Here is a 22,115-nt window from a genome sequence, read left to right on the forward strand (position 1 = left end):
AATCAATGGCCGGTAATGCTGTCCGCCAAAGCGGCAAGCTTCGAGGTATGCGCGAGCCCGGCCGCCTCGCGGTTATCGGCGATACGGTAGAGCTGGTACATCGAATGCACGCCCAGCCAGCGGAACGGCTCCGGCTCCCATGACCGCACCTTGCGGTTGACCCAGGGCAGCCGCGTCAGCTCGGTGTCCTGGCCGAGCACGAGATCGGTCAGCGTGCGTCCGGAGAGATTGGAGCTCGACACGCCGAGCCCGACATAGCCGCCGGCCCAACCGATGCGCGTCGCGGGATCAAGGCCGACGGTCGTGCACCAGTCGCGCGGCACGCCGAGCACGCCGCACCAGGCGTGGTCGATGCGGCACCCCGCCGTCTGCGGCAACAGCGTGGTCAGGATCGTGTGGAGCTGGTCGATCGTCGCCTGCTGCGTCTGCCCGTTGACATCTGTGCGCGACCCGTAGCGGTAAGGCACGCCGCGACCGCCCATGGTGATGCGCCCCTCACGCGTGCGCTGGGCATAGCAATAGGCATGCGCGGCATTGCCGAGCAGCTCGTGCCCCTCCCAGCCGATCTTGCGCCAGAGCTCTTCCGACAGCGGTTCGGTGACGATCTGCGCGCTGTTGAGCGCCAGCCATGTCCGCTCCTCGCCAGGAATGCCGGCGGTGAACCCTTCGGTGGCCCGGATGATGGTTTCGGCCCGCACCGTGCCGCGGTCGGTGGTCACAACGCCCTTGGCAATGGCAGTGACCGTGGTCTTCTCGTAGATCGACACGCCGAGACGCTCGACCGCCGCCGCGAGCCCCCGCACGAGCTTGGCCGGCTGCACGCGCGCCTGGCCGTGGATAACGAAGCCGCCCATGACATTCCGGATGTTGATGCGCGCCCGGGTCGCCTCGGCGTCGAGCAGCTCGATGCGTTCGGGATCGGCATCCCAGGAGCGGATCGTCTCGCATTCCTCGCGCACGCGCTCCAGCTGCGCCGGATTGGTGGCGACCGTCAGATTGTCGACGCGGCGGATGTCGGCGTCGATGTCCTCTTCCGTCGCCACCCGGATCACCTCGTCGACGCAGCCGGCCATCGCCTTCTGCATGGCGGTGACGCCTTGCCGCGTCGACGTCTTCAGATATTTCTCGCGAGACCAGCCGAAGCCGCCGGACAGCCAGCCGCCATTGCGCCCAGATGCGCCAAAGCCAGCGAACTCGCGTTCGATGACCACGATGCGCAGCGAGGGCTTGGCCTTCTTCAGGTAGTAGGCGGTCCACAACCCGGTATAGCCGGCGCCGACGATCGCGACATGCGCCTCGATGTCGCCCGGCAAAGGCGGGCGCGGCGTGGGGATATGACCCAGATCCGCGTACCAGAACGAGATGTCGCCGTTGCGCTTGACTTGCATGGGATGGCTTCCGGTAGAGCAATTCCAGGAAAAGTGTGAAACGGTTTTCCGTCCGGAATTGCGTTAACACAAAGGGATGGTCAGGTGAGCGTGGTGTCGGCCGTGCTGTCGTCGGGCAGGAGTTTCGCATCGGCGCCGTCGAAGCAAAGGTCGACCTTCTCGCCGAGGCCAAAACTTTCGCCGGCCAGCGGCGAACGCACGATCGCGGTCGAGCCGTCCGCGAGCTTCACTTCATATTTCGAGCCTGAACCGAGATAGATCGCCTCGGCGATCGTTCCCGACAGCCGATTCGTGCCGGGCGGCGTCCTGCCCCGGCCGGCGGATGACGAGTTTCTCCGGCCGCAGCAGCATCACCGGATTGGCTTCGCCGGCAAGACGCCGCGGCGCGCTGACGGTTTCGCCGGCGATGGTCAGCGCCGTGCCGGTGCCGTCGCTCTTCACCTCGCCGCGCAGCACGGTGGAATCGCCGATGAAGCGGCCGACGAACAACGTCGCCGGCTCGTCGTAGAGCTGCCGGCCCGTACCGACCTGCTCGATGCGCCCGCGGTTGAAGACGGCGATCCGGTCCGACAGCACCAATGCCTCTTCCTGGTCGTGCGTGACATAGACGAAGGTGGTGCCGAGCTCGCGGTGGATGCGCTTGATCTCGAGCTGCAGCCATTCGCGCAGCTTCTTGTCGAGCGCGCCGAGCGGCTCGTCCATCAGGAGCAGCGGCGGATCGAACACGATCGAGCGCGCCAGCGCGACGCGCTGCTGCTGGCCGCCGGACAGTTCGCTCGGATAACGATGCGCGAAGTCGCCCATCTTGACCATGTCGAGCGCTTTCGCGACGCGTTTCTTCCGCTCTTCCTGCGCGATGCCGCGCAACGTCAGCGGATAGGCGACGTTGCGGCCGACCGTCATATGCGGGAACAGCGCATAATGCTGGAAGACGACGCCGATATTGCGCTTGTGCGCCGGCACGCCGACGACGCTCTTTCCCCCGACCAACAGGCTGCCGCTGGTCACGTCGGTGAAGCCGGCGATGACGTTGAGTGTCGTCGTCTTGCCCGAGCCGCTAGGCCCCAGCAGCGTCATGAACTCGCCGGGCTCGATCCTGAGCGAGACGCCGTCCAGCGCCTTGAACGAGCCATAGGCCTTGCTGACCGTGTCGAGATCGATCGCGGCGCCGCGATTTTCCGCTCTCGGGTTCATAGGCGTCCCTTCCGCTCGCGGCCAAGGAGGAGCATGCCGCCGCCGATCAGGATCGAGGTGGCGCACAACAAGATCGTGCCGACGGCCGCGACCGTCGGATCGGCATCGCGCGTGATTGAGGAAAATATCTGGACCGGCAATGTCTTGAGATAGGGGTTGGTGATGAAGAGCGACACCACGATCTCGTCGAAGGAGGTGGCGAAGGCGAACAGCAGGCCCGACAGGATGCCGGGCAGGATCAGCGGCAGCGTCACCGTGCGGAAGGTGGTCAGCGCGCCGGCGCCGAGGCTTGCCGCCGCCGTCTCCAGCCGCTTGTCGAACACTTCGAGATTGGCCGAGACCGCGATCAGCACGAAGGGCAGTGCGAGGATGGTGTGCGCCAGCACGAAGCCCGTCAGCGTGCCGACGAGCTGCGCGTCGAGATAGACGGCATAGATGCCGATGGCCAGAACCACGCCCGGCACCACCATCGGCGTCAGCATCAGCATGCGCAAGAGATTGGCTGGCCGCGCCTTCATGCGGTCGAGACCGAAAGCAGCCAGCGTGCCGAGCACCGTCGCGAGCACCGCCACCAGCGAGGCGACCTTGAGCGAGTTGAGAAAGCTGGTCGACCATTCCGGATTGGTGGCGAAGTTCTGGTACCATTGCCAGGAAAAGCCTTGCGGCGGGAAGGCGAGCGACTTGTTCTCGTTGAACGACATCGGCACGACGACCAGCGTCGGCGCCACCAGCCAGATCGCCACCAGCAGGCAGACGAGGCCAAGGATCACGCGGGTGAGCGGCTTCATTTCCATCAGCGTCGCCCCGCTTCGCGATGTCTGGACCGCATGACTGGCGCCGCCAGCGCCAGCAGCACAAAGGTCGTGACCAGCAGCACCACGCCCATGGCGCCGCCGCGCCCCCACTGCAGAAGGCTTAGCACCTGCGTCTGCACCAGCGTCGACAGCATGGTCGAGCGCGGTCCGCCGAGCAGCGCCGGCGTGATGTAGAAGCCCAGCGCCAGGATGAAGACGATGATCGCGCCGGCATAGACGCCCGGCAGCGACAGCGGCAGATAAACCGTGAAGAAAGCGCGGGATGGCCGCGCGCCCAGGCTTCGCGCCGCCTGCACCAGCCGGAGGTCGATGCCCTTCATCACCGAATAGAGCGGCAGGATCATGAAGGGCAGCAGCACCTGCGCCATGCCGATCACCACGCCCGTCTGGGTGCGAATCAGCCGGACGCCGTCGAAACCGGCCGCCTTCAGCAGCGAATTGATGACGCCGGAATCCTGCAGCAGGATCACCCAGGAGAGCGTGCGGACCACGCCGCTCACCCAGAATGGGATCAAGACGCAAAGCACGAGGACGAGCCGTGCGCGCGGCCCGACCGCGGTCATCAGATAGGCGTAAGGATAAGCGCAAAGCACGCAGACCACAGTCACCCAGGCCGAGATGGTGAAGGTGCGCTGGAGCACCGTCAGGTTGACCGGGGCGCCGAAGAACCAGACATAGTTCTGCGGGCCCCATTTCGGCTCCGACAGGCTGCGCAGCACGATGGTGAGCAGCGGGTAGCCGATCACGGCTACCAGCAGGAGGAGCGCCGGCAGCGTGAGCGCGTAAGGCCGCCATGCCCAGCCCGCCCGTTGCGGGACGGAAGGCGTCGTCGGGTCGAGCGCGCTCACTGGCTTTGCCTCTTTCAGCCGGTCAGTTGCCGGCCATCAGCGCTGACCACTTCTCCTGCGCCACGGCGAAGTTCGGCACCCAGAACTTGAAGTTCTGCTTGTAGCCCTGCTTTTGGCGCTCCGGCGTGTTAGTCAGGAAGGCGGCGACGGAAGCGTCGACCTTGGGCTGCGCCTCGCTGTTGATCGGCGTGTAGGACGTCTTCTCGGTAAGGATTTCCTGGGCATTCTTGCCGAGATAGGCGTTGAGCAGCGCGTAAGCGGCATCCGTATCCTTGACGCCGACCGGTATTGTCATCTGGTCCATCACCACCAGCCAGTCCTGCCATGCCGGCGCGTATTTTGCGCCGTTCTTGACAGCGGTCATGGCGCGGCCGGTCCACATCATCAGCATGTCGGCCTCGCCCGATTCGGCGAGCTGCTGCGATTCAGCGCCCGTCTTCCAAAAGATGGTGTCGGGACCGAGCTTGCGGATCACGTCGATAGCCTTGTCGATATCGCCCACCGTCATCGCCTTCGGATCGCCGCCTGCATATTTGAAGGCCTGTTCGAGCAATCCGCCGGCCGGGCTGCCCGAACCGTCGATGCCGCGCACGCCCGGGAACTTTTCGGTGTCGAAGAAGTCGGCCCAACTCTTGGGCGGATTATCCTTGTACTTCTCCTTGTTGTACATCAGCACGACGCCGTAGTTCATCGCCGGCACCGAGCACTCGCCGACCTGGCCTTCCGGGATTTTCGAGACGTCGAGCTTCGTCAGATCCAGCTTCTGGAACAGCTTGCCGCAATAGACGTAAGGCGGCAGGTCGTCGGTATCGACGACGTCCCAGGTGACATTGCCGGATTCGACCTGCGCCTGCAGCTTGGCGATCTCGGTCGGACCGTCATTGAGCAGCTTGACGCCGGACTTGTCGACGAACTCCTTCAACGCCGCCGTCTGGCCATCCTGATAGATGCCGCCATAGGAGACGAAGGTCAGGGTCTTGCCCTTGAGCGATCCCTCCTTCACCTCGCCCGCCACGGGCTTGTCCTGCGCGAAGGCCGCGCCGGTCAGAACGCCAAGCGCCAGGACGGCGCCGATGCCATATATCGATTTCAGCATGACGATAACTCTCCCATTCATGCCCGCGTTTTTGATCGCTTACCTGGCGGCGGGCGGTTTCCAGGTCGTGTATTGATCGAGCTCGGCGCGCGCCGAGGTCGGCGGCGCGATGATCCACATCACTTCGGCCCGGCCGCTGCCGATGTTCTCCGCGCGATGCGGGGTGGATGTTGTGTATTCGACGCTATCGCCCTCTTCGAGGACGTGGCGCGTCTCGCCAAGCGAGATCTCGACGATGCCGCGCAGCACGATCAGCATCTCGTGCGCGTCGCCATGCGTGTATTGGTCGGGGCCGGTCGAGCCGCCGATTTCGAACTCGCCGACATAGACTTCCATGTCGCTGAGCGGCGGCCGCGACAAGAGCATCTTGCGGCAGCCGTCGCTGGGCGGCAGGCTTGGCCGCTCGCTGCGCCTGAGCACGCCATGGTGATTTGGAGCCGTGCTCTCCGCAAATAGCAGTGCGACGCTGACGCCCAGCGCAGAAGCCATCTGATTGAGCGATGCCGTGCTGGCACCAGTCAGGCCGCGCTCGAGCTGGCTGATGAAGCTGGCACTGGTGCCGGTCGCCTCTGCCAGATCGCGCAAGGAAAGGCGGCGGGCAAGGCGAAGGCTCTTGAGCCGTATGCCCAGCACTTCCTGGGCGGCCGTCGCGACCGAACCGTTCTTGTTCCCGATCGGAGCCTGGCCTTTATCGGAAGCCTTCGGCATCTCGTTTGTTCTCCACTGCACATTTTGTACAGTGCTACTGTACAAATAGCAAGCGGCGAGAATCCGGCCAAGACCAGCCTTCAGGTAGGCCAGTCAGCCGAACCGATGGAGGAGCAAAGGCGCGGGTCAGCCCTCGCCCGACAGATCGCGGCGCGCCTTGTCGAGCTCTTCGGCATAGCGGCGCATCAGATGGCTTTCGGTAAGCAGGCCAAGCACGATGCGCTCGTCGAAGTCCTCGACCACCGCCAGTTCTTCGGCCCCGGTTCGCTGAAAGGTCTCGGCCGCGGTCTGGACGTTCATCGAAGGCACCAGCACGGCGTCCTTGAATTGGGCCAGCGCGCTCACCGGCGTATCGTCGTCGGAGCGATCGCTATGCAGTTCCGCTACCAGCAGCATGCCGACATATTGGTCGGCCTGCTCGACGGCGATGACGCGCTGTCTCGAGCCGAGCGGGACCTCCTTGCGGAATTCGGCGAGCGTGGTCGAGGCAGGGATGGTGCGAACATCCTTGCGCATCATCGAACCGACGGTGAGGCTGCGCATCCAGCCGACGTCATGCGCGCTGCGGATCGTCTCGCCGCGCAGATGGAAGCGCCAGGTCGAGAAGGAGTAGCCGAAGGTCTCGCGGACCAGGATCGCCGACATGATCGAGGCCGCGAGTACCACGCCGGTGAGCGTCAGGTCGCGTGTCGACTCCAGCGCCAGGAACGTCATGGTGAGCGGTCCGCCGACAACGCCGACCGCAAGCGAGGTCATGCCGACGACGGCGGCGACCGCCGGGTCGATGCCGGTCGACGGCGTGGTCAGCGCCATGACGCCGGCAAAGACCTTGCCGAGCAAAGCCCCAAGGAAAAGCGAGGCGAAGAACAGGCCGCCGCGGAAGCCGGAGCCGAGCGAGATAGCGGAGGCCGCCAGCTTCAGCACGAAGACGCTCGCCACCACCGGCAGCGCGTAGTTCATGGCGAATTCGCGATGCAGCGCGCCGTGTCCGCTGGAGAGCACTTGCGGCGTGACCAATCCGAGCAGGCCGACGAAGATGCCGCCGATGAAGGGCCTGACCGACGAGTCGATCGACAACCGCACGAAGACGCGCTCGACGATGCTCACCAGATGCATGATGGCGATCGAGGCCGCTCCGCCGAGCAGCCCCAGAAGCAGGAACGGCACATATTCGCTGGCGGTCAAGTTCGGCAAGCCCGACAGTTCCAGCGGAAAGGGCACGCCGCCGAACACTTCCGCCGTCAGGGAGGCCGAGATCGCCGCCGTCATCACCGGAGCCACATTGGCGACGGAGTAGATGCCGATCACCAGCTCGAAACCGTAGAAGGCGCCGGTGAGCGGCGCGTCGAAGGCGGCCGCGATCGCACCGGCGGCACCGCAGCCGACCAGAACGCGCACGTCATTGCGGCGCAGGTGGAAGGCGCGGGCAAGCCGGGAAGCAATGCCGGAGCCGATCTGCGTGTAGCCGGCTTCCAAGCCGACCGAGGCGCCGAAGCCGCTGGAGATCATCGTCTGCACCACGATGATGAACGTGTCGGTGAGCGACATGCGCCCGCCATAGAGCGCGTTGGCCTCGATCGGGTCGACCGGCGTGCGGAACTTGCGCTTTCTGAGCCAGATCACCGAAAGGCCGAGCAATAAGCCGCCGATCGCCGGATACATCGCCTGCGTCGGATCGGCGAGCGAGAACATCGCCGAAAGCCGGCCGCCCGGCTGCACGTCGAACAGCAGCCAATGCATGCCTTGCACCAGCGCGCTCATGCCGGTGACTAGGCCACCAGCGATCACGCCGACCACGCCTGCCATCAGCACGATTACGATGCCGCGCGCCTCGAGCACGGGAATCGAACTGATCAGCACCGCGCGAAGCCGGCGGGCGTAGACTTGTGGGTCGTTTCTGGCAGGCAACGGAACGGCTCGCCGGTATGCGAAGGAAAAACAGTTGCCGTGCCTGATACGCGCGGCGGCTATGGGTGGCAACCGCAATGCCGACCGCTTGTGGCGCGATTTTGGCGTTGCGCGAATTAGGCTTAAGCAAGACTTGTCGCGCGACCAAAGAGATAGATTTAATCAGCTAAGCGGATGGTCAGTGGGCCGCAATCATCTTCCGCGACGAAGATCGCCAGCAGCACCGCCGGCTCCGTGGCGCTGGCGTTCTCGGCGAAGGCGTGGATCGCGCCCGGCGCTTCGAACCAGGTCTGGCCCTGAGTGTAGGTCACTGCCGGGCTGCCTTCCATCTGCGAGCGCAGCGCTCCCTTGACGACGAAGGCCGTGACGGAGCCCGGATGACGGTGGCGCGGCGTATGGGCATTGGGCGGGAATTCGACCAGCGCCGTGGTGATCGAATGCCCAGGCACATTCGGCAGCTTTTCGCAGGAAAGCGGCTTCACCGTGGTGGTCGGACGCGCCGCCGTCCCTTCCCCGGCATCGGCCCCCTTCATGTGGATATGCACGTCCGTTCCACCTGCGGCGGTGAATGCCCGGTGGTGCTGGACTACAGCCATGCCAAGCAGCCCGGCAGTGATGGCGGCAACGCCGAGCAGCGTCAGGCCCCGGGAAGAAACATCTTCGACCATGACAGCAACCCCTCTCTCATGCGTTCAGCCGGAAATCGGCCCGCCAGCCAAGCGCGCTGACAGCCTTGTCGGTCGTGATGTGACCGTTCGGCTCCGCGACATTGAAGGCGCCTTGTGCGCCCCGCTCGACGGCAAGCAGCGCCGCGTAAGCGGCGGCGTCGACATGGACAGCGGGCTCCACGGCGCTTTCCGCGCCGGTGCCCGGTCCGTAGAGGTGGCCGTAGCGGAGCACGATGCCGGTGATCGGCGGGGCGCCGAGCACATGTTTCTCCAGCGCAATGACGCCGCCGACGCTGACGGCGCGGCCGCCTTCCGCACCGCTGTCCAGCGGATCGGTCTCGGCATGCGGCTCAGCACCCGGCGCATAGACCCAGGCGATGCTCTGCGCGATCAGCCGCGTGGCATTGGCCGCCTTGGCTGCCTCGACGAGATTGCGCGTTCCCTCATCGCGAATGCGGGCGTTGCGTATGGCTGCCTCAGCCATTTTCGATGGATCGAGCCCAGCCGGCAGATCCGTAAGCTGGTGGATGACGATCTCCGGCCTAGCCGCTGCGACCGCGGCGCGCAGTGCATTTGCATCGAACACGTCGATCACCACGGGATCGGCGCCAAGTGCTCGAAGATCTTCGGCTTTTGCCGCCCGGCGAGTCGTCGCCGTCACCTGATGACCGGCCGCCGCCAGCTGCGGCACCAACCGGCGGCCGATCGCGCCCGAGCCGCCCGCAAGAAAAATACGATGGCCCATCGTCTTTCGTCCCTCGCTGCGATAATGTCAGAGTACGAACAACATATAAGAGCTCTGATATTATGTGCAAGAGGAATCCCTCCATTCCGTCCGCCGGTGAGGGCAAGCGCGGCGAGCAAGGCTATCTCGGCTATCTGTTGCGCCAGGCGGCCGGTGCCTACCGGTTGAAGGTGGAACGGGCGCTGGATGAATTCGGCGTCACGCAGGCGCAGTTCGCGGCCCTCACCATGATCTCGGCCTATCCCGGCCTGTCCAATGCCGACCTGGCCCGGCTGGCCGTGCTGACGCCGCAGACGGTGAGCGTGATCGTCGGCAATCTGGAAAGGGCCGGCTCGCTTATCCGTCGGCCGCATGCCGTTCACGGCCGCATCCAGCATCTCGACCTTTCGGACAGCGGCCGCGCTTTGCTGAAGAAATGCCGGGAACGCGTCTACAGGCTCGAAGGCGAACTGACCGCCGGCCTTTCCGCCGAGGAGGAACGCGCCGTGCGGCGCTGGCTGGTCGCCGTCGCGACCGCGGACGCGGCACAGGCGTAAATGCCTTCCGACGTTCAGGTCGGGGCGCCGCCATCCGTTTCGTAAAGCGTGAGCTTGCGGTCGCCGATGCCGAGTTCCGCCCAGCTCGCGCGCCATTGCGCGATATGCTCAGACTTGAAATGCGCTTCGAGCGCGGCGCGGTCGCTCCAGGCCTCCGAAACATGGATGAGCCCGGCATCCAGCACGTCCTGCGCATAGGAATAGCCGAGGCAGCCCGGCTCGGCCCGGCTCGCCAGGATCATGCGCTGCATAGCCGGCTTGGCCTGTTCGAGCCTGTCGGCTGGCACGCGAACGGTGCCGGTGATCAGGAGCATCAGCCTTCCTTTTCGCAAGACGGTGGCCAGGTCCCGTAGCCGCTCTCCCACCTTCGCGCAAGCTTGGAAGGATACGGTCGAGGGCCTGCCCCTGTGGGTGGCAGATCTTGATTTGGGGACGACATGGCGATCAGCGAAACACTCCCGTCCGGCCTGGTGGCGAAGAACGGCCGCGACGTCTTCTTCGCCCTCGGCATCGTCGTCATCCTGGCGGTGCTGTTCCTGCCGATCCCCGCCTTCCTCATCGATATTGGTCTCGCCTTCTCGATCGCGCTTTCGGTGCTGATCCTGATGGTGGCGCTCTGGATCCAGCGGCCGCTCGACTTCTCGTCCTTCCCGACCGTGCTGCTGATCGCCACGATGCTGCGGCTCTCGCTCAACATCGCCACCACGCGCATGATCCTGTCGCATGGCAATGAGGGCACGCATGCCGCCGGCTATGTCATCTCCGGCTTCTCCAAGCTGGTGATGTCCAGCGACTTCGTCATCGGCCTCATTGTCTTCATGATCCTGATCGTGGTGAACTTCATCGTCATCACCAAAGGCGCGACCCGCATCGCCGAGGTCGGCGCGCGCTTCACCCTCGACGCTATCCCCGGCAAGCAGATGTCGATCGACGCAGACCTCTCCGCCGGCATGATCGACGAGAAGACGGCGCAGCTGCGCCGCCGCGAGCTGGAGGAAGAATCGTCCTTCTTCGGCTCCATGGACGGCGCCTCGAAATTCGTGCGCGGCGATGCCATCGCCGGCCTCATCATTACCGCCATCAACATCGTCGGCGGCATCGCCATCGGCTATCTGCGCCATGGCATGGGCCTTGGCCAGGCGGCCGACGTCTTCATCAAACTGTCGGTCGGCGACGGTCTGGTCACCCAGATCCCGGCGCTCATCGTCTCCCTCGCCGCCGGCATGCTGGTGTCCAAGGGCGGCACGCGCGGCTCGGCCAACCAGGCAGTGTTCGGGCAGCTCGGCGCGCATCCGCGCGCACTCTATGTCGCGGCCTCGCTGCTCGTCATCCTCGGCCTGATGCCCGGCCTGCCGCTGTTCCCCTTCTTCGCGCTTGCCGGCGGCATGGCCGGCCTGGGCTATATCATTCCGCTGCGCCAAAGCCGCGAGCGCGCCGCCGCGGAAGCCTTGAAGACGCAGGAGAAGGCGAACAAGGTCGAGGAGGAGAAGAACTCGGTCAAGGCCTCGCTGGTCACCGCCGAGATCGAGCTTCTGATCGGCAAGCAGCTTTCGACCAGGCTGATGGTGGCGCATCAGGAGCTGGTGTTCCGCATGTCGAAGATGCGCAAGAAATTCGCCCAGCAATACGGTTTCGTGGTGCCGGAAGTGCGCGTCGCCGACGACTTCGCCATCCCGCCCAAGAGCTATCAGATCAAGGTGCACGGCACGGTCGTCGCCGAATACCAGATGCGCGTCGGGGAGATCATGGTGCTGCTCGGCACGCGCGGCGTGCCGGAAATTCCCGGCGAGGAGATCCGCGAGCCGGCCTTCGGCATGCGCGCCTATTCGGTGCTCGAAACCTTCGCCGAGGACCTGAAACGCGAGAACTTCACCTTCGCCGACAATATGTCGGTCCTGCTCACGCATCTTTCCGAGGTCATCCGCAACAACCTGCCGCAGCTTCTCTCCTACAAGGACATGAAGGCGCTCCTGGAACGGCTCGACCCCGAATACCGCAAGCTCGCCGACGAGATCTGCACCTCGCACATCTCCTATCCCGGCCTGCAAGCCGTGCTGAAGCTGCTGCTCGCCGAGCGCGTCTCGATCCGCAACCTGCATCTGATCATCGAGGCGATCGCCGAGATCGCGCCGCATGTGCGCCGCACCGAGCAGATCGTCGAGCATGTGCGCATCCGCATGGCGCAGCAGATCTGCGGCGACCTCTCCGAAGGCGGCATGCTCAAGGTGCTGCGCCTCGGCAACCGCTGGGACCTCGCCTTCCACCAGAGCCTCAAGCGCGACGCCAAGGGTGAGGTGCGCGAGTTCGACATCGATCCGCGCCAGCTCGAGGAATTCGGCCAGGACGCCACCAAGGCGATCCGCAAGCATCTCGAGGCCGGCGAGCGCTTCGTGCTCGTCACCGCACCCGACGCGCGTCCCTATGTGCGCATGATCATCGAGCGGCTGTTCACGACGCTGCCGGTGCTGAGCCATGTCGAGATCGCCAAGGGTGTCGAGATCAAGGTGCTCGGGACGATCTCGTGAACGCGCTCTCGCAAGGCGTCGTCATCGCCGCCTTCCTCGCCTTCTGCCGCATCGGCGCCTGCTTCATGCTGATGCCGGGCCTGTCCAGCGCCCGCGTGCCGATCCAGATCCGGCTGTTCGTCTCGGTGGCGGCGACCGGCGGCCTGCTCGCCTTCCTGTGGGACCGCATCTACCCCTTCGTCGATCCGCGACCGCAGGTGCTCGCGCCGATGATCGTCTCGGAGCTGCTGGTCGGCGGCCTGATCGGCGCCATGACCAGGCTCTATATGGAAGCGCTCCGCTTCATGGGCTCGGCCATCGCCATGCTGATCGGCTATGGCGGCTCGGGCGGGCCGGCGATCGAGGAGCCGGAACCGCAGGCAGCCCTTGCCGCCATCATCTCGTTTTCGGCGCTGCTTCTGCTCTTCGTCTTCGACTTCGACCACGAGATCGTCAAGGCGCTCGTCGCCTCCTACCAGGTCGCTCCGGTCAATGTGTTCTTCAATCCGCAGGCGGCGCTGGTCGATGTCACCGACACGGTGTCGGACGCCTTCTTCCTGGTCATTCGGCTGGGCAGCCCTTTCGTCGCCTATGCCATCCTGGTCAATCTGACGATCGGCTTCGTCAACAAGCTGACGCCGCAGATCCCGGTCTATTTCATCTCGCTGCCCTTCGTCATTGCCGGCGGCATGATCATCTTCTATTTCGCCGTCGGCACGCTGCTGTCGCTGTTCGTCGACGGCTTCGTCGATCTCACGCTGGCGAGATAGCCATGACCACGCGCAAGGAACGCCTGAAGAAACTGGTCAAAGTGCAGGAGCAGTTGAAGGCGCTGCACGAGACCCGCCATGCCGGCTTCCTCGCCGCCGCCGTCAAGGCGGAAGCGGAGGCCAGGGACCTGGTCGAGCGCTTCGAGGACGACAGTTCGCTGGCCGGCCTGTTCCCCGCGCTCTACCATCGCCGCATCACCGACGCGCTCAGCCGCCAGGAACAGAACCTTGAGAAGGCCCGCCAGGAAGCGTCTCTGATCGCCACCGCCACGGCCCGCACCAACATGGTCGAGCGCGCCTACAAGGATGTGCGCCGCCGCGACGAGCGCGAGCGTTCCGACCGCGAGCGGCTCGATCTCATCACGCAGAAGCGCGAGGATGGGTGAGCACGACGGCGCACGGTCGCCTCAACGGCGCCTCACGCATTGAGTTCGGCGGCGGCGGCGATCACTTCGGAAACGATCTCGTGCACGTTCTCCGGCTCGGTCCGATGATTGACGAAGCAGGCGCGCAACGCGAAATGGCCGTTGATCGTGGCGTTGGAAAGATACACCCGCCCGCGTGCGATCAAGCGCTGCAGGATGGCTTCGTTGCTTTTGGCGCGGTGGCGGAAGCACACGGCGCTGAGGGGCACGGGTGCGAGCACTTCCAATTCAGGACGCGCCCTTATGGCGTCGGCAAGCAGCCGCGCGTGCCGCAGATCGCGCGAGATAGCCTCGCGATAGGCCTCGCGCCCGTGATATTGCAGCGACATCCAGAGCTTGAGTGCGCGAAACCGGCGGGAAAGCTCGATAGATTCCTCGAAGAAGGCGAAGGCCTCGCCAGGGTCATGATTGAAAACCCTGACATAATCCCCGCTGTGGGAGAAGGTTTTCCGCGCCGCGTCGCGATTGCGATAAAGCAGGCAACCGCAGTCGATGGGTTGATAGAGCCATTTGTGCGCGTCGAGGGAAATGGAGTCGGCAAGGTTCAATCCTTCGAACTTCTCCGGAACCGCCAGCGCCGCCATCGCGCCGAAAGCACCGTCGACATGGAGCCAGATTCCTTCGGACTCTGCGATTTTCGCGATGTCCGGCAACGGATCGATCGCGCCGGTAGCCACCGTACCCACGCTGGCCACGATCGCCACCGGGGCCTTCCCGGACTTCCGATCGCTGGCGATGGCTGCTTCGAGCGCGTCGGTCCGCAAACGAAAATCCTCGTCGACCGGGATCAAGCGAAGATTGCTGCGGCCCAGGCCTAGCAGCGCTATGGCTTTGGGGATCGACATATGCACTTGTTCGGATGCGTAGACCACGCCGGGCCGAGCCCCCTCCTCGTTGGCGGCGAGCATTTCTTCCCGCGCCATCGCCAACCCCATCAGGTTGGCCATCGAACCGCCGCCGCAAAGACTTCCCGCAAAACCGTCGCATCCGATCGCCTCTGCGAGCCATCCGATTACCGCGCGCTCGATGGTGACCGCGGCGGGAGCCGAACGCCACGACGTGCTGTTCTGATTGAGAACCGATGTGAGAAAGTCGCCGACGGCTCCGACCGGCTCGCCGGAGCCGGCAACGTAGCCGAAGAAACGGCCGGTGCACGGCCGGACATGCTCGGCAATCACCTTGAGATCGTCCAGAACTTTTCTCCCTCGCCCCTCATTCGTCCATGGCCGATCGAAGAGCTGCGCCGTCGCCGACCCGCTGGTCGAGGGATAGGACGGCCGCTCCTCCAGTGAAGCCCAGTAATCGACGGCGAAATCTGTCGCCTCCGTCATGAAGGCCACCAACTCACGGTTGGAAATTTCTAGCGCGCGCATGTCGACCTCCTCGCCCAGGGGCTCGAAGGTGCAGGTTAAGACGTCAGCCAAACCGCAACAAGACTTGGGGGCGCGGCCAGCAGGGTGCCTTGCATCAGAACCGCGTCGAGAAGCTAGCCTTGAAGGCGTTCTCCATCGCACCCGAGGCGAACTGACCCTCATAGCTGAGGCCGAGGCGGCTGGCCCTGCCGACATCGACATCGACGCCGGCCTGCAGCGCCGCCGCCATCATCCGATATCGCAAGCCTGCCACAAGCTTGTTCAGTCATTGTGCGGATGACAAAACCGGCAAAGGGCGGACTTTCTTGGCCATTTCCCCACCCAGCGACATCGTCATGGACGTTGCCCGCGCAGCGGAGCCGGCCGATATCGAGGCCGCGCGGGCGGCACTCCTTAAACGCGCGGGTGGTGCGCCGGGTGCGTTCTCTATCGATCCATCCGCGACGGTCGATGCCGGCTCCATCCTATCGCGCGCCGCGGCCGACAAGGCGGAAGCCGCCAATCCGGCGAAGAAATTCCAGCGCTTCGAGGCGATGGTGCTGACGGCCTTCATCCAGAACATGATGCCCAAGGATACCGAGGGCGTTTACGGCAAGGGCCTGGCCGGCGACATGTGGAAGTCGCAGCTCGCCGAAAAAGTGGCCGATGTCATGGCCGCGCATGGCGGTATCGGCATCGCCAAATCGATGCTTGCCGACCACTATCTCGACGGCAAGCACAAGGTGCCGGTCGGCCCGGTCGCCGGCGGACCGCAGAAAGCCGAGATCGACCAGCAGACCAGGCTTTCGACCTCGATGGTCGAGGAGCTTGAGCGCAAGGCCGCACGGTCGATGACCGGCGACGACACAACCATAAAAACGGACATCAAGATCTAGGGACCTACATGGCCGACCAAACGGACCTTTCCAACCTTCCCGCGCGTACCAACGCAATGGAGGCGCCCGCCGCCGCACGACCCGGCAACCTCGCCGCCATCATCGGCCGCATCGAGGAAGTCGTGGACGAGGAGACCGCCGGTATCCGCAGCGGAACGGCCTATGACCTCAAGGCCTCGAACGCGCGCAAAAGCCGGTATCTCTACGAGCTCAACCGCGCCTTAAAGGGCGCCAACGAGATCGAATTCCTCGAGCAGCATAAGGAAGGCCTGCTGCGGCTGCGCCAGAAGCTGGCGAAGAACGAGGCGGCGATCCTTGCCCATCTCAACGCCGTCAACGAGGTCGCCACGCTTCTGAGGAATGCCATCCAGCGCGCCGATACCGACGGCACCTATTCGGCCGGCGAGTTCGGGGTGGCCCGAGCATGATCCCGAAAAGTGGAAGCCGGTTTTCGGACAAGATCATGCTCGAAGCCAAGAAAACATGATAAAATTCATCGCCGCCGCGCTGTGGATCTGCGCCGTGACGCTCGGCGCGGTCTTCTATTCGTTCCAGGCGGCCGGCCAGCGCGGGGCGGCCGAACCGCCGAAGCCGATGCTGGGCGGTCTCGACTACGTCAAGACCGACATGATCTCGGTGCCGCTGCTGCGCGACGGCTCGATCGACGGCTACTTCCTCACCAAGCTCGTCTACACGGTGGAGCCGGAACAGATAAAGAAACTGTCGGTCCCGGCGCAGGCGCTGATGACCGATCAGGTCTATTCCTATCTCTATTCCAACCCGCAGATCGATTTCACCAAGAAGGAATCGATCGATCTCGACGCTTTCCGCAAGTCGATCCGCGACACCATCAACACCCGTGTCGGCGTCGAGCTGGTGCACGAGGTGTTGATCGACCAGGTCAACTTCCTTTCCAAGGACGATATCCGCGACAACGCGCTTCGCCGTCGCAAGAATGCCGGCGAAACCGCGGCGGCGATGACCAAGCCTTTCCAGGCAGCACATTGATCGCTTCAGGAGTAGCCGAAGGCTACCCGCTTGCCCGTGATGCGACATGACGCATGGTGACCGCGTTGACGTTTACGTCAACTCGAAGCTATATGCGCCGTGAAAGGCGACCGCTTGGGCGCGGCGCGCCGACCTCGCCAGCGGCTCGACAGGCCGGTGCGCGTCAATGCAACCAACGAGGAGAACCGCCATGGGCGTTCAGGAGATTGCCGACAAGATCAGGTCGCGCGTGGCAAGCGCGGGTTTCGAGCATTCGGTCAAGTTCGACACCGGCAGCGACGGCGTCATCGTCATCGACGGCGCGACGGTCTCTACCACCGACGCGCCGACCGACTGCACCGTCAAGCTCTCGCTCGACGATCTGGATTCGCTGATCGCGGGCGACCTCAACCCGACCATGGCCTTCATGGCCGGCAAGCTCAAGGTCGAGGGCGACATGACGGTCGCAATGGCGCTCAGCCAGCTGCTCGGCTGATCCTTCGCAAAACAAAAACGCCGCCCGATGGGCGGCGTTCTTGCTTTTGTCGAGCCTGGAGCAACTCCAGGAAAGTGCGTAGCGGTTTCCGTCCGGAATTGCACCAAAAGCTTCAGGCGACGAAGCCCGGCGCCTGCCCTTTGATCTTGCGGCCGGCGGCCTTGATCGTGCCTTTGGCGCCGTCCAGCGCGCCTTCCTTCAGCTCCCTCGCCAGAAGCCGATGCTGCTCATAGGGGCCAGGCATGGCAAGCGCCCCGGTGCGGTCGGCCGAGAAGCCGAACCGTCCATAGTAGGGCGCATCGCCGACGAGCAGGATCGCGCCATGGCCGAGCCGCGCGGCTTCGGCAATGGCATGCCGCATCAGCGCAGAGCCGATGCCGCCGCTCTTCAAGCCCGGCTCGACCGCGAGCGGGCCGAGCAGAAGCGCCGCCGGACCGCCCTCGCCCAGCCTGACATCCCAAAGCCGCACCGTGCCGACGACCGCACCCGAGGCATCGCGGGCGACGAAGGCCAGGCCTTCCGAAGGCCGGCGGCCGCGCCGCAGCTTCTCGGACGATTTCTTTTTGCGCTTCAGCCCCATGGCGCGGTCGAGCAGCGCTTCGCGTGCAGCGATGTCGCCCGCGCCTTCGCCGACGATGACGAAGGCCGGCGCCTGGGCGGCCCCCTCGTCCGGCGCGTCGCGCGAGCCAGCCTGTGCCCGGTGGGCAAGGGAGGGCGCCAGCGCATTTTCAGGCGAAGTGGAAACCGGTTCGCCGTAAGAAAATGCACCACGAAGCACCGCCGCAATCGGGCTCTTCTCTCCCGCGGAGAAAAGCTCAGCCCACGGTCCGGACGAGGGGGCAATTTCGGTGGCCGCCAGGGCCGATTTGGTCAGGTATTCCATATCCGCGATCCTTCACGAGCGGAGATCTGTTCCACAAGCGAGCCCGGGCGGGCGACAGGCGCCCGCGCCGGTTGATCCGAGCGGTTCTTGCGAACTGCTCAGATCACGTAGGATCGGAGAGGCTCGAAACCGTTGAAGGCGACCGCCGAGTAGGTGGTCGTGTAGGCTCCGGTGCCTTCGATCAGCACTTCGTCGCCGATGGTCAGCGACAAGGGCAGCGGATAAGGTGTCTTCTCGTACATCACGTCAGCCGAATCACAGGTCGGGCCGGCAAGCACGCAAGGCGCGGTTTCCGAGCCGTCATGGCGGGTGACGATCGGGTAGCGGATCGCCTCGTCCATCGTCTCGGCGAGACCGCCGAACTTGCCGATGTCGAGGAACACCCAGCGCACATTGTCGTTGTCGGCCTTCTTCGAGATCAGCACGACTTCCGACTTGATGACGCCGGCATTGCCGACCATGCCGCGGCCCGGCTCGATGATCGTCTCGGGCAGCGCGTTGCCGAAATGCTTGCGCAGCGCCGAGAAGATCGCCTGGCCATAGGCCTGCGCCGCCGGCACGTCCTTCAGGTAACGGGTCGGGAAGCCGCCGCCCATATTGACCATCTTGAGCACGATGCCTTCCTCGGCGAGCGTCGCGAACACCTTCTTGGCGTCGCCCAGGGCGCGGTCCCAGGCTGAAAGGTCGGTCTGCTGCGAGCCGACATGGAACGACACGCCATAGGCGTCGAGGCCGAGCCCCTTGGCATGGCGCAGCACGTCGACGGCCATCTTGGGCACGCAGCCGAACTTGCGCGACAGCGGCCACTCGGCGCCTTCTCCGTCGGTCAGCACGCGGCAGAACACGCGCGAGCCGGGAGCGACACGGGCGATCTTCTCGACCTCCTCGACGCAGTCCACCGCGTAAAGGCGAATGCCGAACTGGTAGGCGCGTGCGATGTCACGCTCCTTCTTGATGGTGTTGCCGAAGGAAATGCGATCGGCCGGCGCGCCGGCATCCATCGCCATCTCAACCTCGGCAACCGATGCGGTGTCGAAGGACGAGCCCATCGCAGCAAGGAGGCGCAGGATTTCCGGCGCCGGGTTTGCTTTCACCGCATAATAGATCTTGGAATCAGGCAGCGCCTTCTCGAAGGCGCGGAAATTGTCGCGCACGACATCGAGGTCGACGACGAGGCAAGGGCCGTTCGGACGTCGGGTGGCGAGGAAATCAAGGATGCGCTGAGTGGCCATCGAGGTCTCTCCATTGGCGCCTTTCGGCGCGCACAAAGGCTGCGGAACGCGGGCGCTCAGCCTCGCGAACTCGCGGTGGACAAAGGCGGGACGTCAAATCCATGGAACCAGCCGGTGGAGACCCCGGAACCATGAAATGCCGTCTCGCGGCGGTGAACCTTGGCCTTGCCCGGCCTCGGTTCGCTTTGTCTGCCTTGGCTTGGATGGGAGACCCCGTCCGCACTGCCGGCAATGAAGGTGTGCCTCTTTAGTAACCCCGGTCTTTGGACGACCGGAAGAGAACCAGAAAGGCCCGCACCGTCGTTGCTTCAAGGTGTCCTCGGTCTTGTGGTTGGCCACTGACCGACTGGAGGGGTTGGCTCCAGTTACCTTACCGATTGCCCTCACCATTCGAGGATCGGCGGACACCCACAGGCACGTGCGACTTTGGGCAAGCGCGATATAAGAGCGAAGGCTTTCACAATCAATAAAAATCGTAAGCCCCGGTTGTAAAATTTCCGGCATCGAACAATGTTGGTCGCACCGTATCCGGAAATCGAACGATGCCAGGAACTCAAGGACCGCTGAACGCCTTCCTCGATCTGCACCAAATACCTGTCGCAAATGCGGAATTGGGCCCGCTCGCCGGCCTGCATCTGGCCGTCAAGGACATCTATGACGTCGCCGGCTACCGCACCGGCTGCGGCAACCCGCAAAAATACGAGGAGACGCATGCCGCCTCGCGCACGGCGCAAGCGGTGCAGACGATCCTCGATGCCGGCGCGCGATTCGTCGGCAAGACCCAGACCGATGAATTGGCCTTCTCGCTATTCGGCCAGAACGCGCATTTCCCCTTCCCGGTCAATCCCGCCGCGCCCGACCGCGTCACCGGCGGCTCCTCCTCGGGCTCGGCCGCTGCGGTCGCCGGCGGGCTGGCGAACATCGCCACGGGCTCTGATACCGGCGGCTCGATTCGCGCGCCGGCAAGCTTCTGCGGCCTGATCGGGCTGCGCACCACCCATGGCCGCATCTCGCTCGACGGCGCGATGAAGCTGGCATCCAGTTTCGACACTTTCGGCTGGTTCGCCGATGACATCGAGACCTATGAAGCGGTCGGCAAGCTGCTGCTCGGCCGTGACCCGCACCAGCACCCGCTCAATCGTCCGCTGTCGATCCGCTGGCTGGACGCCTTTGTCATGGGTCCGACGGAAGCCGCCGAATATGCGCGCGTGAAGGCGTTGGCGGCCGGCGTCATCGGCCAGCCGGTGGAGACCGAATACGCCTTCGCCTCGTTGCCCGACGAGCTTTACTGGTGCTTTCGCCGCTTGCAGGCTCTGGAGGCCTGGCGCGAGCATGGCCCCTGGATTTCGGCCGGCGGCCGCCTCAGCCCAGGCGTCGAGGGGCGTTTCGGCTTCGGCCGCACAATCGACGCCAAGACCGCGGCCACCGAAGCCGCGCGCCGCCTGGCGTTCCGGGCCGAGCTTGGAGCGCTGCTCGGCAACAACGGCTTTCTGGTGCTGCCGACCGTTCCCGGCGCGGCACCGCTTGCCGCCAGCACGCCGGAACAGTTCCAGGCCTATCGCGAAAGGGCGCTGCATCTCCTGTGCCTTTCCGGCCTTTCGGGCTTTCCGCAGATCACCTTGCCGATCGGCTCGGTCGAGGGCGCGCCCTTCGGTCTTTCGCTGCTCGGCCCTTCCGGCAGCGACGTTGCCCTGATACGGCTCGGCCGCAGGATTCTCGACGCGGCACGAAAGGTCTGACCATGGATACATTGACCCGTATGCGCGCCTTCATCGACGTGGTCGAGGCGGAAGGCTTTTCGGCCGCGGCGCGCAAGATCGGCCGCTCCAAGGCGCTCTTGTCGAAATATGTGCGCGAATTGGAGGACGAGCTCGGCGCGCTGCTCTTGAACCGCACCACGCGCCAGTTCTCGCTGACCGAAGCCGGCCACACCTATTATCAGCGCGCCTCCGAGATCGTGCGCGAGGTCGACAGCCTCGCCGAGGCTGTGCGCCAGTCTTCCGGCGACGTCCGCGGCAGGATCAAGCTGTCGGCCGCCCGCACCTTCGCCGATGCGCCGATCGGCCAATCGCTGGTCGACTTCACCAGGCAGCATCCCGACATCGTGCTCGACATCCATCTCGACGACCGCTTCGTCGACCTGGTCGAGGAAGGCTTCGACCTTGCCGTACGCATCTCGCGGCTGGAGAACTCCTCGCTGATCGCCAGGCGGCTGGCGCCGTTTTCGGTCAGGCTTTGCGCTTCGCCGGAGCTGATCGCCAAGCATGGCGCGCCGACGCGGCCGCAGGACCTCGCCAATATGCCCTGCATCGTCGACACCAACGGCCGCTCGCTGTCCAACTGGCGCTTCAAGGGTGAGGGCGAGGACTCCATCAGCGTCGCCGTTTCGGGTCCGATCGAGGTCAACAGCCCGATCGTGGCTAGAGCGGCCGCGCTTTCCGGCCTAGGCTTTGCCATGCTGCCGGATTTCATCGCCGCCCCCGATGTCGCATCCGGCAGGCTGGTCACCGCGCTCGACGACCGCATCCTGTCGGGCACCGGCATCTTCGCCGTCTATCCGCACCGGCGTTATCTGCCGGCCAAGGTTCGCGTCTTCGTCGACTTCCTGGTGCACTGGTTCAGGACACGCGACACCGCCTGATGTGCCATCCGTCCCCATGCAGC

General features: G+C 64.7%; 25 protein-coding genes. 10 read left to right on the forward strand and 15 right to left on the reverse strand.

Annotated elements, in window-relative coordinates; genetic code table 11:
* Positions 1–2: 2 nt before the first annotated feature.
* The 10 genes from ACVMIM_RS30540 to ACVMIM_RS30585 all read right to left on the reverse strand — a co-directional run bounded on the left by ACVMIM_RS30540 (position 3) and on the right by ACVMIM_RS30585 (position 9,370).
* A complete protein-coding gene (locus ACVMIM_RS30540; RefSeq protein ID WP_476116535.1) occupies positions 3–1,388 on the reverse strand; it encodes an NAD(P)/FAD-dependent oxidoreductase in 1,386 nt (461 codons plus the stop codon).
* Between the two features lie 80 nt (positions 1,389–1,468).
* Positions 1,469–1,672: a TOBE domain-containing protein gene (locus tag ACVMIM_RS30545; protein WP_476117427.1), complete on the reverse strand. Its 204-nt coding sequence runs from the start codon at positions 1,670–1,672 to the stop codon at positions 1,469–1,471.
* Positions 1,620–2,582, reverse strand: coding sequence for an ABC transporter ATP-binding protein (locus tag ACVMIM_RS30550; RefSeq protein WP_476116536.1), 963 nt, complete (start codon positions 2,580–2,582; stop codon positions 1,620–1,622). The genes ACVMIM_RS30545 and ACVMIM_RS30550 overlap by 53 nt, the downstream gene beginning before the upstream one ends.
* Positions 2,579–3,376 carry an ABC transporter permease gene (locus ACVMIM_RS30555; protein ID WP_476116538.1) on the reverse strand — a complete coding sequence of 266 codons (798 nt, stop codon included), beginning with the start codon at positions 3,374–3,376 and terminating at the stop codon, positions 2,579–2,581. Before ACVMIM_RS30555 ends, ACVMIM_RS30550 begins: the two co-directional genes overlap by 4 nt.
* Positions 3,376–4,245, reverse strand: a complete 870-nt coding sequence (locus ACVMIM_RS30560) for an ABC transporter permease (RefSeq protein ID WP_476116540.1) — start codon at positions 4,243–4,245, stop codon at positions 3,376–3,378. The genes ACVMIM_RS30555 and ACVMIM_RS30560 overlap by 1 nt, the downstream gene beginning before the upstream one ends.
* A gap of 22 nt (positions 4,246–4,267) precedes the next feature.
* The gene (locus tag ACVMIM_RS30565) at positions 4,268–5,341 is read right to left on the reverse strand and encodes an extracellular solute-binding protein (RefSeq protein ID WP_476116542.1); all 1,074 of its coding nucleotides are present in this window, start codon (positions 5,339–5,341) and stop codon (positions 4,268–4,270) included.
* Positions 5,342–5,380: 39 nt separating this feature from the next.
* Entirely contained in the window at positions 5,381–6,049 is a 669-nt protein-coding gene (locus tag ACVMIM_RS30570) for a helix-turn-helix domain-containing protein (RefSeq protein ID WP_476116544.1), read from the reverse strand.
* 126 nt (positions 6,050–6,175) lie between these two features.
* The gene (locus ACVMIM_RS30575) at positions 6,176–7,957 is read right to left on the reverse strand and encodes a chloride channel protein (protein WP_476116546.1); all 1,782 of its coding nucleotides are present in this window, start codon (positions 7,955–7,957) and stop codon (positions 6,176–6,178) included.
* A gap of 158 nt (positions 7,958–8,115) precedes the next feature.
* Positions 8,116–8,625 (reverse strand): cupin domain-containing protein, encoded by a 510-nt coding sequence (locus ACVMIM_RS30580; protein ID WP_476116548.1) that lies wholly within the window; start codon positions 8,623–8,625, stop codon positions 8,116–8,118.
* Positions 8,626–8,641: 16 nt separating this feature from the next.
* Entirely contained in the window at positions 8,642–9,370 is a 729-nt protein-coding gene (locus tag ACVMIM_RS30585) for an NAD-dependent epimerase/dehydratase family protein (RefSeq protein WP_476116550.1), read from the reverse strand.
* A gap of 62 nt (positions 9,371–9,432) precedes the next feature.
* On the opposite strand from ACVMIM_RS30585, the gene ACVMIM_RS30590 reads away from it, so the two are divergent.
* Entirely contained in the window at positions 9,433–9,906 is a 474-nt protein-coding gene (locus ACVMIM_RS30590) for a MarR family winged helix-turn-helix transcriptional regulator (RefSeq protein WP_476116552.1), read from the forward strand.
* Positions 9,907–9,920: 14 nt separating this feature from the next.
* Here ACVMIM_RS30590 and ACVMIM_RS30595 read toward each other — a convergent pair whose 3' ends face one another.
* On the reverse strand, positions 9,921–10,220 hold the full coding sequence (locus ACVMIM_RS30595; RefSeq protein WP_476116553.1) for a putative quinol monooxygenase: 300 nt from the start codon (positions 10,218–10,220) through the stop codon (positions 9,921–9,923).
* 123 nt (positions 10,221–10,343) lie between these two features.
* Between ACVMIM_RS30595 and flhA the strand changes: the two genes are divergently transcribed.
* The 3 genes from flhA to ACVMIM_RS30610 are packed head-to-tail and all read left to right on the forward strand — an operon-like array spanning position 10,344 to position 13,566.
* A complete protein-coding gene (gene flhA, locus ACVMIM_RS30600; protein WP_040990011.1) occupies positions 10,344–12,431 on the forward strand; it encodes a flagellar biosynthesis protein FlhA in 2,088 nt (695 codons plus the stop codon).
* Entirely contained in the window at positions 12,428–13,180 is a 753-nt protein-coding gene (gene fliR / locus ACVMIM_RS30605; RefSeq protein WP_040990013.1) for a flagellar biosynthetic protein FliR, read from the forward strand. The genes flhA and fliR overlap by 4 nt, the downstream gene beginning before the upstream one ends.
* A 2-nt stretch (positions 13,181–13,182) precedes the next feature.
* Positions 13,183–13,566, forward strand: coding sequence for a hypothetical protein (locus tag ACVMIM_RS30610; RefSeq protein WP_476116556.1), 384 nt, complete (start codon positions 13,183–13,185; stop codon positions 13,564–13,566).
* A gap of 32 nt (positions 13,567–13,598) precedes the next feature.
* On the opposite strand, the gene ACVMIM_RS30615 is transcribed toward ACVMIM_RS30610, so the two are convergent.
* Both ACVMIM_RS30615 and ACVMIM_RS30620 read right to left on the reverse strand, forming a co-directional pair.
* A complete protein-coding gene (locus ACVMIM_RS30615) occupies positions 13,599–14,978 on the reverse strand; it encodes a pyridoxal phosphate-dependent decarboxylase family protein (RefSeq protein WP_476116557.1) in 1,380 nt (459 codons plus the stop codon).
* Between the two features lie 94 nt (positions 14,979–15,072).
* Positions 15,073–15,231 carry a hypothetical protein gene (locus ACVMIM_RS30620; RefSeq protein WP_476116559.1) on the reverse strand — a complete coding sequence of 53 codons (159 nt, stop codon included), beginning with the start codon at positions 15,229–15,231 and terminating at the stop codon, positions 15,073–15,075.
* Between the two features lie 82 nt (positions 15,232–15,313).
* Here ACVMIM_RS30620 and ACVMIM_RS30625 point away from each other — a divergent pair, with 82 nt between their 5' ends.
* The 4 genes from ACVMIM_RS30625 (at position 15,314) to ACVMIM_RS30640 (ending at position 17,336) form a co-directional block, all read left to right on the forward strand.
* Positions 15,314–15,853, forward strand: coding sequence for a rod-binding protein (locus ACVMIM_RS30625; protein ID WP_476117429.1), 540 nt, complete (start codon positions 15,314–15,316; stop codon positions 15,851–15,853).
* An 8-nt stretch (positions 15,854–15,861) separates the two neighbouring features.
* Complete coding sequence (locus ACVMIM_RS30630) at positions 15,862–16,281, forward strand: hypothetical protein (RefSeq protein ID WP_476116560.1); 420 nt, start codon at positions 15,862–15,864, stop codon at positions 16,279–16,281.
* 55 nt (positions 16,282–16,336) lie between these two features.
* Entirely contained in the window at positions 16,337–16,861 is a 525-nt protein-coding gene (locus tag ACVMIM_RS30635) for a hypothetical protein (RefSeq protein ID WP_040997162.1), read from the forward strand.
* A gap of 190 nt (positions 16,862–17,051) precedes the next feature.
* Positions 17,052–17,336, forward strand: coding sequence for an SCP2 sterol-binding domain-containing protein (locus ACVMIM_RS30640; protein ID WP_040997164.1), 285 nt, complete (start codon positions 17,052–17,054; stop codon positions 17,334–17,336).
* Positions 17,337–17,448: 112 nt separating this feature from the next.
* Here the strand turns inward: ACVMIM_RS30640 and ACVMIM_RS30645 are convergent, their stop codons facing one another.
* Together ACVMIM_RS30645 and odc2 are read right to left on the reverse strand one after the other, a co-directional pair.
* Entirely contained in the window at positions 17,449–17,973 is a 525-nt protein-coding gene (locus tag ACVMIM_RS30645) for a GNAT family N-acetyltransferase (RefSeq protein WP_476117431.1), read from the reverse strand.
* Positions 17,974–18,317: 344 nt separating this feature from the next.
* A complete protein-coding gene (gene odc2, locus ACVMIM_RS30650; protein WP_476116562.1) occupies positions 18,318–19,451 on the reverse strand; it encodes an ornithine/lysine decarboxylase in 1,134 nt (377 codons plus the stop codon).
* Positions 19,452–19,993: 542 nt separating this feature from the next.
* Here odc2 and ACVMIM_RS30655 point away from each other — a divergent pair.
* The gene (locus ACVMIM_RS30655) at positions 19,994–21,190 is read left to right on the forward strand and encodes an amidase (protein WP_476116564.1); all 1,197 of its coding nucleotides are present in this window, start codon (positions 19,994–19,996) and stop codon (positions 21,188–21,190) included.
* 2 nt (positions 21,191–21,192) lie between these two features.
* The gene (locus ACVMIM_RS30660) at positions 21,193–22,092 is read left to right on the forward strand and encodes a LysR family transcriptional regulator (protein ID WP_040997168.1); all 900 of its coding nucleotides are present in this window, start codon (positions 21,193–21,195) and stop codon (positions 22,090–22,092) included.
* The last annotated feature ends 23 nt before the right edge of the window (positions 22,093–22,115 follow it).

The sequence above is a fragment of the Mesorhizobium sp. USDA 4413 genome, assembly GCF_056280365.1.

Coding starts and splice junctions, on each gene's coding strand:
- ACVMIM_RS30570 (WP_476116544.1), bottom strand. CDS start 6,049: ATGCCGAAGGCTTCCGATAAAGGCCAGGCTCCGATCGGGAACAAGAAC.
- ACVMIM_RS30630 (WP_476116560.1), top strand. CDS start 15,862: ATGGCCGACCAAACGGACCTTTCCAACCTTCCCGCGCGTACCAACGCA.
- odc2 (WP_476116562.1), bottom strand. CDS start 19,451: ATGGCCACTCAGCGCATCCTTGATTTCCTCGCCACCCGACGTCCGAAC.
- ACVMIM_RS30550 (WP_476116536.1), bottom strand. CDS start 2,582: ATGAACCCGAGAGCGGAAAATCGCGGCGCCGCGATCGATCTCGACACG.
- ACVMIM_RS30580 (WP_476116548.1), bottom strand. CDS start 8,625: ATGGTCGAAGATGTTTCTTCCCGGGGCCTGACGCTGCTCGGCGTTGCC.
- flhA (WP_040990011.1), top strand. CDS start 10,344: ATGGCGATCAGCGAAACACTCCCGTCCGGCCTGGTGGCGAAGAACGGC.
- ACVMIM_RS30595 (WP_476116553.1), bottom strand. CDS start 10,220: ATGCTCCTGATCACCGGCACCGTTCGCGTGCCAGCCGACAGGCTCGAA.
- ACVMIM_RS30610 (WP_476116556.1), top strand. CDS start 13,183: ATGACCACGCGCAAGGAACGCCTGAAGAAACTGGTCAAAGTGCAGGAG.
- ACVMIM_RS30655 (WP_476116564.1), top strand. CDS start 19,994: ATGCCAGGAACTCAAGGACCGCTGAACGCCTTCCTCGATCTGCACCAA.
- ACVMIM_RS30585 (WP_476116550.1), bottom strand. CDS start 9,370: ATGGGCCATCGTATTTTTCTTGCGGGCGGCTCGGGCGCGATCGGCCGC.
- ACVMIM_RS30625 (WP_476117429.1), top strand. CDS start 15,314: ATGGACGTTGCCCGCGCAGCGGAGCCGGCCGATATCGAGGCCGCGCGG.
- ACVMIM_RS30660 (WP_040997168.1), top strand. CDS start 21,193: ATGGATACATTGACCCGTATGCGCGCCTTCATCGACGTGGTCGAGGCG.
- ACVMIM_RS30590 (WP_476116552.1), top strand. CDS start 9,433: ATGTGCAAGAGGAATCCCTCCATTCCGTCCGCCGGTGAGGGCAAGCGC.
- ACVMIM_RS30615 (WP_476116557.1), bottom strand. CDS start 14,978: ATGCGCGCGCTAGAAATTTCCAACCGTGAGTTGGTGGCCTTCATGACG.
- ACVMIM_RS30540 (WP_476116535.1), bottom strand. CDS start 1,388: ATGCAAGTCAAGCGCAACGGCGACATCTCGTTCTGGTACGCGGATCTG.
- ACVMIM_RS30635 (WP_040997162.1), top strand. CDS start 16,337: ATGATAAAATTCATCGCCGCCGCGCTGTGGATCTGCGCCGTGACGCTC.
- ACVMIM_RS30640 (WP_040997164.1), top strand. CDS start 17,052: ATGGGCGTTCAGGAGATTGCCGACAAGATCAGGTCGCGCGTGGCAAGC.
- ACVMIM_RS30565 (WP_476116542.1), bottom strand. CDS start 5,341: ATGCTGAAATCGATATATGGCATCGGCGCCGTCCTGGCGCTTGGCGTT.
- ACVMIM_RS30555 (WP_476116538.1), bottom strand. CDS start 3,376: ATGGAAATGAAGCCGCTCACCCGCGTGATCCTTGGCCTCGTCTGCCTG.